Source organism: Pseudomonas sp. NPDC089918 (assembly GCF_050280605.1).
Lineage (GTDB): Bacteria > Pseudomonadota > Gammaproteobacteria > Pseudomonadales > Pseudomonadaceae > Aquipseudomonas.
This window is the reverse complement of the sequence record NZ_JBNNVP010000003.1, coordinates 13,531-27,302: the sequence shown is the minus strand read 5'-3', so window position 1 is coordinate 27,302 and position 13,772 is coordinate 13,531. Positions and strand designations below refer to the sequence as shown.

The window sequence follows — 13,772 nt, the reverse complement described above, 5'->3', positions numbered from 1 at the left end:
TCGGACGCGGAGCGTCCGGGGCGGCATTCCCACGCGGAGCGTGGGAACGATCATCACAGGTCATCGCCGATCATGCGGGCTACCTGTAGGAGCGAGCGGTGCGGCGATCCGACTTGCCCGCGAAGGCGTCCTCAAGCATTCCATTTCTGCCGCGCTCGGCACCGATCTTCAGCTGGAAAACACGTAGCGTCCTTTGACCTTCTTCGAGCCGAGGAATCCCAAGTCCGGGAACAACAGCGTTTTGAGGTAAGCGACAAAAAACACCATGCCCAGGGTGATCCCGGCACCGACGAGCGTCAGCAACGGATCTTCCTCAAACCCTTGAAACATGCGTGGAAACTGGCTCAGGGACAGGATCACGTAAATGGTGTAGGCCTGCGCAACGTTCCTGTAAAAACCCCAGGCGAACAGCAGCGGCACCCCTGCGGCAAACAGGGTGAAAAACACAGCGGCACCTGGCCCGATCATCGAGCCGAGGAAGAACCCGAAGACTGCACCGAGCAACGCTTGAGCAATCGTCAGAAACAGTAATGTCTTGATCTTGCCGGAGTGCCGCTGACACAGCGCAGGGTCCGCATAGGCACCGATCCAGTACGCCAGCACCCGATCCTTGACCTCCCCGCCGGACAGCGTCTTGAAAATTTCGGTCCTCGAACGCCCGCTTTCGAGCATCGTCACCAGTTGCCGTTTGCTTTCCTTTTTGTCCAAGGTATTTCTCCTGTCAGGCAACACAACATTAAAAGTGGGAGCGGATGAGCTCCTGCTGGGGCGATTCTCGCTGCTTGGGCATCCGAAAAGCAAAACGCCGCTTCTACCGGAGATAGAAGCGGCGCAGGCAAGCGTCTCAAAGGGCTCACGTCAGCAACGCAATCAGAATGATGATCGGGATCGGTACACCAAGAAGGAACAGCAATATAGAGCGCATGAGGGTTCTCCCGGGTTAGCGAACAGGTGGCAGCGTCGTGGTTGTGGTGGTCACGTAGGCATCGGTTTCCAGGTACTCCACGGCATCCCGACGACGACCGCCGAAGATCGCGGCGAGGCTGGCAAAAAATGCACCGGCCAGTAGCGCGACGAACATCCACAACGCCGTCAACGCTGCGGCTTTGGCCGCGGTATCAGCCGCTTGTTGCGCGGCCAGTTTGGCGTCGGCGACGGCTTTTTGGGTGCGGGCATAGACTTCATCGACACGACGTTCGGCGTCCGCTTGAGTGAGGTTGGTCCGCTGGGCGACCAGTTGTGCCAGGTAGGTCCGATCCTCGGGCGCCAGTTGACCGTCGTTACGCAGGCTGCGCGCGAAGATCCGGGTGACGGTGCCATTGACGGCGTCCTCGCTGACAGCGACGGGTCGATCATCACGAAACAGGCTGTCGATGAAGTAACCGTACGGATCATTGTCGGTATTACCGACCGCGCTACCGGCAGCCTGGGTCATGGCGCTGGCGGCACCGCCGGCGACCGTTGCCCCGGCCTGCACGCCGCCGCTGACGATGTTGCTGACCGAACCGACCACCAGGGTCGCGGTCACCAGCGTCGCGATACACCAGGCCAGGAAGCCATGGGCGGTGTCACGGAAGTAGACCTCATCGCCGTGCAGGTAGGCCCACCTCACCCGCAGGCGACCGGCGATGTAGCCGCCGAGCCCAGACGCCACGATCTGAGTAAAGGCCAGCCAGATAATCGTCGAGATACCCAGGCCCTTGGCGCTGACGCCTTCATGGGCCCACGGCGAAACCGCCGAAAAACCCAGGCCAAAACCAAGCAGTACGAGAATCAGCGACAACGCCGCAGCCGCCGCGGCCCCGGCGAAGATAGCGGCCCAGGACACGCCCGAGAGCGTGCTGAACTCATCTGCGACAGGATAAAAACCATCAGAGGATCTGTTCATTGTTGTAGTGCTCCAGGCAGGTGTTACAACTCGTCAAACGAGCAATTGCAGTCAACGTGCCAGTCGCACTACTTAGATAAATCTTTCTATTTCAATGAGTTGAAAACAATGAACTTCTCAGGGTCATGCAGTTTGCAAGGAGCCGGCCATATCGGCGGGTTTTATGCATTGCGCTAAACGAATTACTTGCGCTTGTAGCTCTTGTTGCCGCTGGGTGTCAGGCAATACACCCCGCCTCTTGGCCCGGTGCAGAAGGTACCGGTGCCGCAGGCGCAGCCATCGGAATCCTGCAACAGCGTCTGCGGACGTGCTTGGTCTTTACTGCCAAACATCGCCGAGCAACTTTTCTTCGAACCACTGATGGAGCCGTCATTGCACAGGAACAGATCGCCGTCGCAACGATCGATGCCGCCCTTCTTCCCCGAACATGGCGTGTTGGCAGCCCAGGCAGATGAGCCGAACATGCACAACAACAGCAAAAACATCGGCATCCAGCCACGAACCATTAAAGTGCGCACAGTGCAGCTTCCCTTTAGAGTTATGGCCGGATGATATCAATGTTCCAGCCCGGCTCACGAAGCAACATGAAAGTTAATTTAAAAAGCCGCGCGTAATTCTTGGCAAAATGAGCCCCACTTCGTATTGAACCGATTATCAGGCAAGCCCTATGACCCGCATCTTGACCATCGAAGACGACGCTGTGACCGCCCGGGAAATCGTCGCCGAACTGAGTAGCCACGGCCTCGACGTGGATTGGGTCGACAATGGCCGCGAGGGGCTTGCGCGCGCGGTCAGCGGCGACTACGACCTGATCACCCTCGACCGCATGCTGCCGGAGCTCGATGGGCTGGCGATTGTCACCACCCTGCGCACCATGGGCGTGGCCACGCCGATCCTGATGATCAGCGCCCTCTCCGATGTCGATGAACGGGTTCGCGGCTTGCGCGCCGGGGGCGACGATTACCTGACCAAACCGTTCGCCACCGATGAAATGGCCGCCCGGGTCGAAGTCTTGCTGCGCCGGCAGAACACCGTGACCGCCCAGGCCACCACATTGCGCGTGGCGGATCTGGAGCTGAACCTGATCAGCCACGAGGCCAGCCGCGACAGCCAGTTGCTGACGCTGCTGCCCACCGAATACAAGTTGCTGGAATTTCTGATGCGCAACACCGGGCAGATTCTGTCGCGGATGATGATTTTCGAAGAGGTCTGGGGTTATCACTTCGACCCCGGCACCAACCTGATCGACGTGCACATCGGCCGTCTGCGCAAAAAGATCGACCCGCCCGGCAAAGTCCCACTGATTCGGACCGTGCGAGGCTCGGGTTATGTCATTGCTGAACCCCTCTAAAGGCTGGCGTTCCTCCAGCAGCCGCTTGCTGGCGCTCTACAGTTCGCTGTTCGTGGCCTGGAGCGGGATTCTCATGGGGGTCATGTACTACGAGGTGTCCAGCTACCTGGACACCCTGGCCAAGCATTCGTTGATGCAACGTCAGCATCTGTTTTCCCGATTCCAGGGCGCGCAACTGGAGGACGCCCTCGCCGCCAGCGTGACCTTCGATGTTCGTGGCATCGATGCCTATGGCCTGTTCGATGACCAGCGGCGCCACCTCAGCGGGCCCTTGCGCCAGATCCCCCAAGGCCTGCCGCTGGACGGCAAAATTCACATCCTCAGCGATTGCGTCGACGCCGACGACCCGACCCTGCCCGCCGACAGTTGCGATGCCACGGCAACCCGAACCCTGGACGGACGCTGGCTGGTACTGGTGCGGGACAACGGTTCGTTGTTTGCCGTGACCCGGATCATCCTGCATGCGCTGCTGTGGGGCGTGTCGCTGACCATTCTGCCCGGCATCGCCGGCTGGCACTTATTGAGACGACGCCCGCTGCGGCGGATCCGGGCGATCCAGGCCAGCGCCGAAGCCATCGTCGCCGGTGACTTGACCCGGCGCCTGCCGCTGTCCAACCGCCGTGACGAACTGGACATGCTCGCCGCCATCGTCAACGCCATGCTTGAACGCATCGAGCGCTTGATGAACGAGGTCAAGGGCGTGTGCGACAACATCGCCCATGACCTGCGCACACCGCTGACGCGCCTGCGGGCGCAGCTGTACCGGATTCAGCAGCAGGCCGATGACGGTTCGACGCTGGCCGTGCAACTGGATTCGGTGCTCGGCGAAGCCGATACCTTGATGGCGCGTTTTCGTGGGCTGTTGCGGATTTCCGAGCTGGAGGATCGCCAGCGCCGTTCGGGTTTCGTGCAACTGGACCCGGTGCCGTTGCTGCAAGAGTTGCATGACTTTTATCTGCCGCTGGCCGAAGAAGGCGAACTGACCTTTGAACTGCAACTGCCTGAGTCCCTGCCCAAGCTCAACGGCGACCGGGCGCTGCTGTTCGAAGCCGCGGCGAATTTGCTGAGCAACTCGATCAAGTTCACGCCGCCGGGTGGCAAGGTGATTTTGCGTGGGGTGAATGACGCCGGGCATACACGAATCGAAGTACTCGACTCCGGCCCCGGCATTGCGCTGGCCGAACGTGAGGCGGTGTTTCAGCGCTTCTATCGCGCCGAGGGCGGTAACCCGCAAAGCGGATTCGGGCTGGGCCTGTCGATCGTCGCGGCCATCGTCAGCCTGCATGGGTTTACGCTGGAAGTGGGCAGCAGCGAACTGGGTGGTGCGTTGTTGGTGCTTGATTGCCGGCAGAGTCTGATTCCTCAGGCCTGACCCAAATCTCCTGAACTGACACATAACCTGTGGGAGCGGGCTTGTGGCGAGGGGGCTTGCCCCCGTTTGAGTGCGCAGCACTCACAAGATCTTTGGTACATCAGAGATTTTGGGGCTGCTTCGCAGCCCAACGGGGGCAAGCCCCCTCGCCACAGGTCGCTCCCACAGGGGATTTGCTTGGGCCGGGAAACTCGATTCAATACCCCGGAACCTCGCGCAGAAACACCGGCAGATCAGTGATCGGCGGCAGGGCCGGAATCTCGACGTACATCTGGACCACCCAGCCTCGGTGATAACTGGCGTGGTTGACCACATGCAACAGCATCGCGCCGGCGCTCATGACCCCGCTTTCCCCCGCGACGGAGGTGAATTCGATGGGTTGATCCAGCGAATCGTCGGTCTGGGCCGCACTCCATCCACAGAACCATTGATCGATCTCCTGTTGCGCCATTCGCAGCTCGGGGAGTTCGGTATGGAGCAGGTCATGTGAGGTTTTGAAGTCGTGCCCTCGGCCCTCCAGGTGGGCTTGCCAGATGCAGTCCACCACGTAGATATGGTTCAAGGTGCCGATGATGTTGTTGAACACCGACACCCGTTTGCGGTTGAGCTCTTCCGGTGGCAGCGCCATGAGGCTGTCAAAGAGTCGCTGATCGGCCCAGTGCCTGTAATCGGCGAGCATGCGGGCAGTGCGTACGTTGATCATCAGAGGTCTCCCATGAGGATGGGCGCATTGCCAAGAATAGCCCTCGCGGTGAATGGCATCGCAGACACTGATAACCGGCACCTTCACGACGACCTGTGTAGCAGCTGGCGAAGCCTGCGTTCGGCTGCGCAGCAGTCGTAAAACCTGCCCATGCGGTTTACCTGATAGACCGCAGTGCCTGAATTCACGACTGCTTCGCAGCCGAACGCAGGCTGCGCCAGCTGCTACGAGGAATGCGGAGCGGCTAGTATTTTTACCACCCGGTCGGCCAGCGCCAGGCAACTGGTCAGCCCCGGTGATTCGATGCCGAACAGGTTGACCAACCCCGGCACGCCATGCACATCCGGGCCGCTGATGATGAAGTCTGCGGCCGGTTCGCTCGGCCCGCTGATCTTCGGGCGAATCCCGCTGTAGGCCGGTTGCAGGCTGTTATCGGGCAATGCCGGCCAGTAACGCCGGATCGCCTGATAGAAACCTTCGCTACGGCGGGGATCGACGCGGTAATCGACTTGCTCGACCCATTCAACATCCGGCCCGAAACGCGCCTGACCGCCCAGGTCCAGGGTCATGTGCACGCCCAGCCCGGCGCTTTCCGGTGCCGGGTAAACCAGATGCCGGAACGGCGCCCGGCCGCTGAAACTGAAGTAACTGCCCTTGCACAGCCAGGCCTTGGGAACGTGCTGCGCTGGCAAGCCTTCGATCCGGCTCGCCACGTCAGGCGCGGACAATCCCGCGCAGTTGATCAACTGACGACAGCTCAACGTCATCGGCTGAGCTCCACCCATGTGCAACTCGAAACCGTGCCCGGTGCAACGGGCCGATTCCAATGGCGTGTGAAAGGCTATCGAAGTACCGCACGCTTCAGCATCTGCCTGAAGCGCCAGCATCAGGGCATGGGAATCGACGATGCCGGTGGACGGCGACCAGAGCGCGGCAACGCAGGACAACGCCGGTTCAAGCGCCCGCGCCTGCCCGGTATCCAGCCATTGCAGGTCATCGACACCGTTGCGCCGGCCCTGCTCCAGCAACGCCTGCAAGGCATGGCGCTGACGTTCATCGGTGGCCACGATCAGCTTGCCGATACGCCGGTAATCGACGCCGCGTTCATCGCAGAAGGCGTACAGCCGTTGCCTGCCCTCCACGCACAATTGCGCCTTGAGACTGCCGCTCGGGTAATAGATACCGGCGTGGATCACTTCCGAATTGCGCGAGCTGATGCCCACGCCAATCCCCTCGCCAGCCTCGACCAGAATCACTTCTCGCCCGATCCGCGCCAAAGCCCTGGCCACCGCCAGCCCGACCACACCGGCCCCGACCACCACGCATTCGATATCGACGCTCACCTGCCCTCCATTCATTCAAGCCAGCCCTCGCCTCGATAATCGACCACGCTGGAGATTATCGCCAGCATGCCCATGAAGATCCCGTCACGGGTTACATACAGGGTCGGGTGTTCGTCAGATACCACGATCCGGCTGCGTGATCAGTGGCTGACGATGGCGCAACCGTGCGGTTCTGAGCGCTCACCTGTGCCTATATCGAATCGGCAGGGAACTCCTGAGCACCGTCAGGCATCCTAAATTATGTGTTACTTCCTTTCCGCTTTCGGAGGACGCCGTCATGCGCCGTCTGTTGCTCATATCTTCACTAGTGCTTTGTTTGCCCGTTGGTTCGGCCATGGCCGATGTAGATGCAAAAGATGTCGCCACTTCGGCCGGGGTCTCCGCATCGCTGTACTCGACGTTCAAGGATGACAAAATCGTGATTCCCGCACGGGATGATGCCTCTAGCTTCGTGGCGAGTGGCGGTACGATTCGCGGCGTTTATCTGGAGTCGGTGCTGAAGGAAATTCGACAGAATCATCCCGACCTCAAGGCAAGCGACGAGGACTTGGCCAAAGCAATCCTCGCTCAATAAGATCCAGTCGCTGAAACCTGCAAAAATCAGCCGTGGGGCTCGCAACACTGGATAGTGTTCGGGCCCTAGGTTGCTTGCGCCCCAGCGGACAGGCGTGCCCAGCCGGCGACCAATTGCGCGCTGATGCTGACGCCGCCGCACACCACAATCACCACATCATGGGCCTCGGCGATCGCCGGATGGTCGAGGTACGCCACCGCCAATGAAACGCCGCACGCTGGCTCGACCAACTGACGCAGGTCGTTGGCGTAACGAACCACGCCCATGATCGCCTCATCATCGCTGAGCACCACGCACTCATGCGCAAAATCGAGGATGTGTTGCACCGGCCAGGCCGCCACCTGCGCCGCGCCAAGTGAGGTGGCGACGGTATCGATGCGCGGCAATCTGACCGGGTGGCCGGCACTGATGGCGGCCGCGAAAGACGCCGCGCCCTGGGTTTCGCAAGCAACGATTCGACAATCCATACGCTGATGACGGATCAGTCCAGTGAGCAGGCCCGCCAGCAACCCTCCGCCGCCCACCGACGTCACCAACACATCGACCTGAGGACAGTCCTCGAGAATTTCATCGATCATCGTGCTGTGCCCTTCCCACAACACTGGATGATCGAAGGCTGGCACGTATTCGGTGTCCGCGCCCTTTGCGAGTTCTTTCGCCCGTTGATTGGCTTCGTCCCAGACCTTGCCATGAACGATCACCTCGGCACCGGTTTTCCTGATCCTGGCGCGGGTGGTTTCCGGGGTGGTATTCGGCACCACGATGCAGGCTTTCAGCCCCAGGCTGGCAGCGGCCACAGCGGTGGCCAACCCGGCATTCCCCCCGGAAGGACAGACCACTTTGTGCTTGCCCTGCTCCGCTGCCTGACTGCACAGCAGGCCCATGCCGCGCAGTTTGAACGAGCCGCTGGGTTGCAGGTTTTCCAGCTTGAGCCAGATTCGCCGGGTCGGGGTTGACAGGCCTGGGTGCAGAATCAGGGGCGTTCTGATGTGAAGCATCGTGTGCTCCTTGTGACGCTCCCGACTCAACGAGATGTCCAATGCGCCGGGAGTGAATAGATAGAATCATCCTTATCCAAGCTTAGTTCACCCAGCCCCGCGGCTATCGTCCTGGCGATAACGCGCTGCCCCGCGCAGGAGCTGCCGCAGGCTGCGATCTTTTGATTTTTGAGCGATATTGATAGGGTCAAAAGATCGCAGCCTTCTGCAGCTCCTACATGTCCTTTGCGAAGTCAGTCATGAAAATCTCGGCCAAACTCGCGTTTTTCGCCCTCGTCAGCACCCTTGCCTACCTCGCTCTGGCGGTAGTCGGGCTGGGCGGGTTGGCAGCTTTTTTCTCGCACCCGCCGCTGGTGGTCATTGCGCTTGCAACCCTGGTGATGGCGATCGTGTCTTTGTTCAGCGAGGGCAACCTGAGCTCCGGCGAACGTGAAGACCGGGCCAATCGCTGGGTATTGCCGGTTTTCGGGGTACTTGGGCTGTTGAGTGGGTACCTGCCAGCCTATACCGACCGGATCGACTTCTGGACCTTCGGTGGCGAGGGCGTGCGCTGGCTGGGCGCGCTGTTGTTCATCGGCGGCGGCGCACTGCGGATGTGGCCGGTGTTTGTATTGGGCAAACGCTTCAGCGGTCTGGTGGCGATTCAGCCGGGGCACCGGCTGGTCACCGACGGGATTTATCGGACCTTGCGCAACCCCAGTTATTTGGGGCTGCTGATCAATGGCGTGGGCTGGGCGCTGGCCTTTCGCTCCGGGGTCGGGTTGCTGCTGGTGGCGCTGATGTTGATCCCGCTGATTGCCCGCATTCGCTCCGAAGAAGCGCTGTTACGCGCGCAGTTTGGCAGTGAATACGAGGCTTACTGCGCCCGTAGCTGGCGATTGATTCCGGGGATTTACTGAACCCACCACAATCTACTGTGGGAGCGGGCTTGCTCGCGAAGGCGGTGTATCAGTCGACATCAATGTTGAATGATGAACCGCTTTCGCGAGCAAGCCCGCTCCCACATTAAATGGTGTACAGGTTGATCTGGCTGTGGAGATCCACTCGCGCCTCGACCGAGTCATAACTGGCCAAGGTGGCGTGCGGGGTCTGGAGCGGATGAACATGGGTCGCGGTGATGACCATGACGTGGCCGCCCGCCGCTTCACCTGCACGAATCCCCACGGCGGCATCTTCGAAGATCAGGCACTCGGTGGGCTCGACCCCTAACCGACTGGCGGCCAGCCGATACCCCGCAGGGTCGGGTTTGCCGGCGCTGACGTCTTCGGCGGTGACCATCACCAAAGGCTCGGGAATGCCTGCCGCCGACATTCGGCGCAAGGCCAGCGCCCGTGGCGCGGAGGTGACGATGGCCCATTGATTGGCAGGCAGCGACTTGAGGAAATTCGCCGCGCCGGCCACCTCGACAATCCCTTCCACATCCTCGATTTCCGCTTCGGTGATCCACGCGGCTTCAGCTTCAGCGTCCACCCCGGGCAAGGCCAGACGAGTGATAGTGTCGATGGCGCGTACGCCGTGGATGGTCGGCAGGAAGGTATCGACATCAACACCATGGCGCAGGGCCCAGGTGGTCCAGATCCGCTCGGCGGCGGCGATGGAGTTGAGGACAGTTCCGTCCATATCGAACAGAAAGGCGCGGTACGAGATGTTGAACACGGATGCTTGAACGGACAAAGGGCGATTTCCAGAACCAGGCGAGTATTTTCAAGCAATGTACATCACCCACGTAGGAGCTGCCGCAGGCTGCGATCTTTTGATCTTCGTTTTTAAAAGCAAAATCAAAAGATCGCAGCCTGCGGCAGCGCCTACACGGTCCGGTTCGAATGCAAGGCGCTTTGCACGCAATCGAGCAACTGCCCCACAGCCCAAGGTTTCTTGATGAACGCAACCCGATGCTTGACCCCCGAACTTTTCGGGGTTTCAAAGCCGGACATGATCATGATCGGTTTGTCTGGCCAACGGTCGCCGAACTGATTGGCCAGGTCCGCGCCATTGAGTTTGCCAGGCATGGTGATGTCCGTCAGCAGCAGTCCTACCTCCGGCGCGTGCTGCTCAAGAAACTGCGACGCGGCGTCCGCGCTGATCTGTGGTTCAACCGCAAAGCCCTCCTCCTGAAGAATTTCGCAAAGAAACTCCAGAATCAACGGGTCGTCCTCCACCACAAGAATCAATCCGTCAGACAAGTGCGCGCCCGCCGTCGATACTGGACCCATGACTGTGTCACTCCCTGATTACGTAAATGATTTGCGCGGGCTCAAATCCGCCACCTACAGGTATGAGCAGCGGACTTCGTGGAAAATTCATTTTTGATACACCTGACGTGGACATTCTCCGTCCAGGCTGACAAATACGACCGTTTGTCAGCGCATAATTGTGGTTAAAATGCCGCCCCCCCATGCATGGCCGACTTTGCCCGATGAACCCAGATGCCCTCTCCGTCCTCCACGACCACTTGCTGACAGCGCTTGCGGCAGCACCCGCCGAAACCCGTCGGCTGTTCCACGGCCGTGGCCGCTGCTGGCCGGGGCTGGAGCAATTGACTGTCGACTGGCTGCAGGGCGTGGTGCTGGTCTGTGTGTTCAAGGAACCGCAAGCGTCGCAACTGGACGATTTGAAGCAGCGGCTGATGGCGATCACGCAGTCGCCTGCATGGACGACATCCGGCGCGCATACCTTGCTGTTGCAACATCGATACCTGCAGGAAAGCACCACCGAATGGCTGCTCGGGGAGCCGATCGACGAGATGACAATCACCGAAGGCGGCCTGCATTATCGCGTGGACCTGGGCCGCAAACAGAACACCGGCCTGTTCCTCGACATGCGCTACGGCCGCGATTGGGTGCGGACCAATGCTGATGGCAAGCGGGTGTTGAACCTGTTCGCCTATACCTGCGGGTTTTCGGTGGCCGCCATTGCGGGTGGCGCTACGCATGTGGTCAATCTGGACATGGCTCGCTCGGCCCTGAGCCGTGGCCGCGACAATCATCGGCTCAATGGGCATGACTTGAGCAAGGTGAGTTTTCTCGGCCATGACCTGTTCAAGTCCTGGGGCAAGGTCATCAGCAATGGTCCTTACGATCTGGTGATCATCGACCCGCCGTCCTTTCAGAAAGGCAGTTTTCTGCTGACCAAGGATTACCAGCGCGTGCTGCGCCGCCTGCCGGAATTGCTCAGCCCACAGGGCACGGTGCTGGCTTGCATGAACGATCCGGCGTTCGGTGCGGACTTTCTCATCGATGGCGTCACCCGCGAAGCGCCAAGCTTGCGGTTTGAGCAGCGACTGGAAAATCCGCCAGAGTTTCCGGATGCCGATGTCGAGTGCGGGTTGAAGGCGTTGGTGTTCACGCTGAAAAACTGAGTCACCGCCCGCCCCCTGTGGGAGCGAGCCTGCTCGCGATGACGGTGGGTCAGTCGATAACCGTGTTGAATGATAAACCGCTATCGCGAGCAGGCTCGCTCCCACAAGGTATCAACGCGGCTGCAACACCAGCGCAAACAGCTCCCCATGCCCATTCACATTAAGCTTGTGATAGAGATTGCGCCGATGCACCTTCACCGTTTCCGGGGAAATACCCAGTTGCTGGGCGATGGCTTTGCTGGAGAAGCCCTGGAGAATCAGCCGCGCCGTCTCGACTTCGCGCACCGATAAACGCGCATCGAAGCGATCCAGCAGAGTCGCCAGATCGCCGGCCACGGCCTCGGCGGTCGGCCCTTCCGGGGGCATCAGTTGCAGGTGACGGCGCATGGCCGCCAGCACCCAGTCGCGCACGCACAGCAGACGGCCCTGCTCCTCAAGGGTGAACGTCGTCGAGCGGCCCAACGATAAACCGAGCACCGCGCCGTCGACATTGACCATGAACTGCAACTCGTCGCGACCCACCACCGAGCGGAAGTAGCTCAGGTAATACTCGCTCTGCTGAAACTGGTCGGGAGCCACGGCGGCCAGGCTGTGCAAGCCATCGGCAATACCGGCACAAGCGGCCTGGTAGAACGGATCGAGCAGGTACATGCCGGCGCTGTAGTCCGCCAGTTCTTCGTGTTCGTCGGCGCCGTCCCTGGAGTCGAAATCAATCAGCAGCCGTGGCACCCGCCCCGACCGCATCACCGCGACCAACGCGTTATCCAGCGGCACCAATAGCCGTAGCGTGTCCACCAGCGCACGCCAGAACCCGTCCTGCCCCAACGCCGCAAAAACCCGCGCCAACCCTTGGTGCATCGGCAATTCCTTGAGCAACGCGTCCACGCCCTACCCCTTTCGAGTAACCCATGATGGGAATGGGTGAGTCCCCCGCCTGCCGATACGCTGCAAGCACCTGATCATCACCGGCCTGCAGCAGGCCAGGAGTGCCGCATCATGAGTGGTCATCGCTCGCATATCAACCTGGGACTGGGCGCCTGTTTGTGCGCTTCGCTTTCGGCGGTCGCCGCCGACGCCCCCACCGTGAACGTCTACAACTGGTATGACTACATCGGCCCCAACACCTTGCAGGATTTCAAGCGCGACACGGGGATCCAGCCGGTTTACGACACCTTCGACAGCGCCGAAGTCCTGGAAGGCAAACTGCTGACCAGCCGCAGCGGCTACGACGTGGTGGTGGCCAGCAACTTCAGCCTGCCGACGCTGATCAAGGCCGGGGCGCTTGCACCACTGCCCCGCGCGCAAATGCCTGACTACAAAAACATGGACACCGGGCTGCTGGCGAAACTGGCCAACAACGATCCGGGTAACCAGTACGCTGTGCCGTATCTGTGGGGCACCAACGGCATCGGCTACAACGTCGACAAGGTCCGCGCCGCGTTGGGCGACAAGGCGCCGGTGGACTCCTGGGAGCTGGTGTTCAACGAAGCGAACCTGGCCAAGCTCGGCGAGTGCGGCGTGGCAATGCTCGACTCGCCTTCGGAGATGCTGCCGGTCGCGCTGCATTACCTGGGCCTGCCACCCAACAGCACCAACCCCGAGGACTACAAGAAAGTCCAGGCGCTGCTGCTCAAGCTGCGCCCGCACATTGCCTACTTCAATTCCTCAAAATTCATCAGCGACCTGGCCAACGGCAACATCTGCGTGGCGGTGGGTTGGTCCGGCGCGATGCTGGAAGCCAAGACCAACGCCGAACAAGCAGCCAATGGTGTGAAGATCGCCTACAGCCTGCCGAAGGAAGGGGCGCCGGTGTGGTTCGACACCTTGGTGCTGCTCAAGGACGCGCCGCATCCGCAGCAAGGCCTGGCGTTCATCGACTACTTGATGCGCCCCGAAGTCATCGCTCCGGTCACGGATCATCTGTCCTACCCCAACGGCAATCGCAGCGCGACCAGCCTGGTGGCCGAGGCGACTCGCAACAACCCTGCCATTTACCCGCCGACCGAGGCCATGGCCAAGCTGTTCACTCTTGAACCTCTGCCGAAGGCGACCGAGCGCGTCCGCACGCGCGTCTGGAGCACCGTGAAGAACGGTCAGTGATCCTACGCAATCCATGTGGGAGCGGGCTTGCTCGCGAAGGCGGCGGCACAGTCAACATTGATGTCGTCAGAGACACCGCTTTCGC

15 protein-coding genes are annotated in these 13,772 nt (G+C 60.7%); 6 read left to right on the top strand and 9 right to left on the bottom strand.

The window, feature by feature from the left end; genetic code table 11:
- Positions 1 to 168 precede the first annotated feature (168 nt).
- From ACQKPC_RS02870 to ACQKPC_RS02860, 3 genes are all read right to left on the bottom strand, one after another.
- On the bottom strand, positions 169 to 708 hold the full coding sequence (locus ACQKPC_RS02870; protein WP_427623043.1) for a hypothetical protein: 540 nt from the start codon (positions 706 to 708) through the stop codon (positions 169 to 171).
- Positions 709 to 940: 232 nt separating this feature from the next.
- Positions 941 to 1,888 carry a hypothetical protein gene (locus tag ACQKPC_RS02865; RefSeq protein ID WP_427623042.1) on the bottom strand — a complete coding sequence of 316 codons (948 nt, stop codon included), beginning with the start codon at positions 1,886 to 1,888 and terminating at the stop codon, positions 941 to 943.
- Positions 1,889 to 2,070: 182 nt separating this feature from the next.
- The gene (locus ACQKPC_RS02860; RefSeq protein ID WP_123360836.1) at positions 2,071 to 2,394 is read right to left on the bottom strand and encodes a hypothetical protein; all 324 of its coding nucleotides are present in this window, start codon (positions 2,392 to 2,394) and stop codon (positions 2,071 to 2,073) included.
- Positions 2,395 to 2,555: 161 nt separating this feature from the next.
- On the opposite strand from ACQKPC_RS02860, the gene ACQKPC_RS02855 reads away from it, so the two are divergent.
- Both ACQKPC_RS02855 and ACQKPC_RS02850 read left to right on the top strand, forming a co-directional pair.
- Positions 2,556 to 3,239 (top strand): response regulator transcription factor, encoded by a 684-nt coding sequence (locus ACQKPC_RS02855; RefSeq protein ID WP_048397077.1) that lies wholly within the window; start codon positions 2,556 to 2,558, stop codon positions 3,237 to 3,239.
- Positions 3,217 to 4,611 carry a sensor histidine kinase gene (locus ACQKPC_RS02850; protein ID WP_427623041.1) on the top strand — a complete coding sequence of 465 codons (1,395 nt, stop codon included), beginning with the start codon at positions 3,217 to 3,219 and terminating at the stop codon, positions 4,609 to 4,611. The genes ACQKPC_RS02855 and ACQKPC_RS02850 overlap by 23 nt, the downstream gene beginning before the upstream one ends.
- A gap of 196 nt (positions 4,612 to 4,807) precedes the next feature.
- Here ACQKPC_RS02850 and ACQKPC_RS02845 read toward each other — a convergent pair whose 3' ends face one another.
- Together ACQKPC_RS02845 and ACQKPC_RS02840 are read right to left on the bottom strand one after the other, a co-directional pair.
- Entirely contained in the window at positions 4,808 to 5,314 is a 507-nt protein-coding gene (locus tag ACQKPC_RS02845; RefSeq protein WP_008070680.1) for a DinB family protein, read from the bottom strand.
- Between the two features lie 224 nt (positions 5,315 to 5,538).
- A complete protein-coding gene (locus tag ACQKPC_RS02840) occupies positions 5,539 to 6,657 on the bottom strand; it encodes an NAD(P)/FAD-dependent oxidoreductase (protein ID WP_427623040.1) in 1,119 nt (372 codons plus the stop codon).
- Positions 6,658 to 6,934: 277 nt separating this feature from the next.
- Between ACQKPC_RS02840 and ACQKPC_RS02835 the strand changes: the two genes are divergently transcribed.
- Complete coding sequence (locus ACQKPC_RS02835; protein WP_008012177.1) at positions 6,935 to 7,231, top strand: DUF2388 domain-containing protein; 297 nt, start codon at positions 6,935 to 6,937, stop codon at positions 7,229 to 7,231.
- A 65-nt stretch (positions 7,232 to 7,296) separates the two neighbouring features.
- Here the strand turns inward: ACQKPC_RS02835 and ACQKPC_RS02830 are convergent, their stop codons facing one another.
- Positions 7,297 to 8,229, bottom strand: a complete 933-nt coding sequence (locus ACQKPC_RS02830) for a pyridoxal-phosphate dependent enzyme (protein WP_427623039.1) — start codon at positions 8,227 to 8,229, stop codon at positions 7,297 to 7,299.
- Positions 8,230 to 8,468: 239 nt separating this feature from the next.
- Between ACQKPC_RS02830 and ACQKPC_RS02825 the strand changes: the two genes are divergently transcribed.
- Positions 8,469 to 9,128 (top strand): methyltransferase family protein, encoded by a 660-nt coding sequence (locus ACQKPC_RS02825; RefSeq protein WP_427623038.1) that lies wholly within the window; start codon positions 8,469 to 8,471, stop codon positions 9,126 to 9,128.
- A gap of 106 nt (positions 9,129 to 9,234) precedes the next feature.
- Here ACQKPC_RS02825 and ACQKPC_RS02820 read toward each other — a convergent pair whose 3' ends face one another.
- The gene (locus tag ACQKPC_RS02820; RefSeq protein WP_427623037.1) at positions 9,235 to 9,903 is read right to left on the bottom strand and encodes an HAD family hydrolase; all 669 of its coding nucleotides are present in this window, start codon (positions 9,901 to 9,903) and stop codon (positions 9,235 to 9,237) included.
- A 131-nt stretch (positions 9,904 to 10,034) separates the two neighbouring features.
- Positions 10,035 to 10,442, bottom strand: a complete 408-nt coding sequence (locus ACQKPC_RS02815) for a response regulator (protein WP_427623036.1) — start codon at positions 10,440 to 10,442, stop codon at positions 10,035 to 10,037.
- Positions 10,443 to 10,645: 203 nt separating this feature from the next.
- Between ACQKPC_RS02815 and ACQKPC_RS02810 the strand changes: the two genes are divergently transcribed.
- Positions 10,646 to 11,587, top strand: coding sequence for a class I SAM-dependent methyltransferase (locus ACQKPC_RS02810; protein WP_427623035.1), 942 nt, complete (start codon positions 10,646 to 10,648; stop codon positions 11,585 to 11,587).
- Between the two features lie 111 nt (positions 11,588 to 11,698).
- Here ACQKPC_RS02810 and ACQKPC_RS02805 read toward each other — a convergent pair whose 3' ends face one another.
- Positions 11,699 to 12,472: a helix-turn-helix transcriptional regulator gene (locus tag ACQKPC_RS02805; RefSeq protein ID WP_427623034.1), complete on the bottom strand. Its 774-nt coding sequence runs from the start codon at positions 12,470 to 12,472 to the stop codon at positions 11,699 to 11,701.
- 111 nt (positions 12,473 to 12,583) lie between these two features.
- Between ACQKPC_RS02805 and ACQKPC_RS02800 the strand changes: the two genes are divergently transcribed.
- Positions 12,584 to 13,687, top strand: a complete 1,104-nt coding sequence (locus ACQKPC_RS02800) for a polyamine ABC transporter substrate-binding protein (RefSeq protein ID WP_427623033.1) — start codon at positions 12,584 to 12,586, stop codon at positions 13,685 to 13,687.
- The last annotated feature ends 85 nt before the right edge of the window (positions 13,688 to 13,772 follow it).

Bases quoted from the DNA above. Each gene is read 5' to 3' on its own strand.
- ACQKPC_RS02865 (WP_427623042.1), bottom strand. From the start codon at position 1,888: ATGAACAGATCCTCTGATGGTTTTTATCCTGTCGCAGATGAGTTCAGC.
- ACQKPC_RS02860 (WP_123360836.1), bottom strand. From the start codon at position 2,394: ATGGTTCGTGGCTGGATGCCGATGTTTTTGCTGTTGTTGTGCATGTTC.
- ACQKPC_RS02855 (WP_048397077.1), top strand. From the start codon at position 2,556: ATGACCCGCATCTTGACCATCGAAGACGACGCTGTGACCGCCCGGGAA.
- ACQKPC_RS02850 (WP_427623041.1), top strand. From the start codon at position 3,217: ATGTCATTGCTGAACCCCTCTAAAGGCTGGCGTTCCTCCAGCAGCCGC.
- ACQKPC_RS02845 (WP_008070680.1), bottom strand. From the start codon at position 5,314: ATGATCAACGTACGCACTGCCCGCATGCTCGCCGATTACAGGCACTGG.
- ACQKPC_RS02835 (WP_008012177.1), top strand. From the start codon at position 6,935: ATGCGCCGTCTGTTGCTCATATCTTCACTAGTGCTTTGTTTGCCCGTT.
- ACQKPC_RS02830 (WP_427623039.1), bottom strand. From the start codon at position 8,229: ATGCTTCACATCAGAACGCCCCTGATTCTGCACCCAGGCCTGTCAACC.
- ACQKPC_RS02825 (WP_427623038.1), top strand. From the start codon at position 8,469: ATGAAAATCTCGGCCAAACTCGCGTTTTTCGCCCTCGTCAGCACCCTT.
- ACQKPC_RS02815 (WP_427623036.1), bottom strand. From the start codon at position 10,442: ATGGGTCCAGTATCGACGGCGGGCGCGCACTTGTCTGACGGATTGATT.
- ACQKPC_RS02810 (WP_427623035.1), top strand. From the start codon at position 10,646: ATGAACCCAGATGCCCTCTCCGTCCTCCACGACCACTTGCTGACAGCG.
- ACQKPC_RS02800 (WP_427623033.1), top strand. From the start codon at position 12,584: ATGAGTGGTCATCGCTCGCATATCAACCTGGGACTGGGCGCCTGTTTG.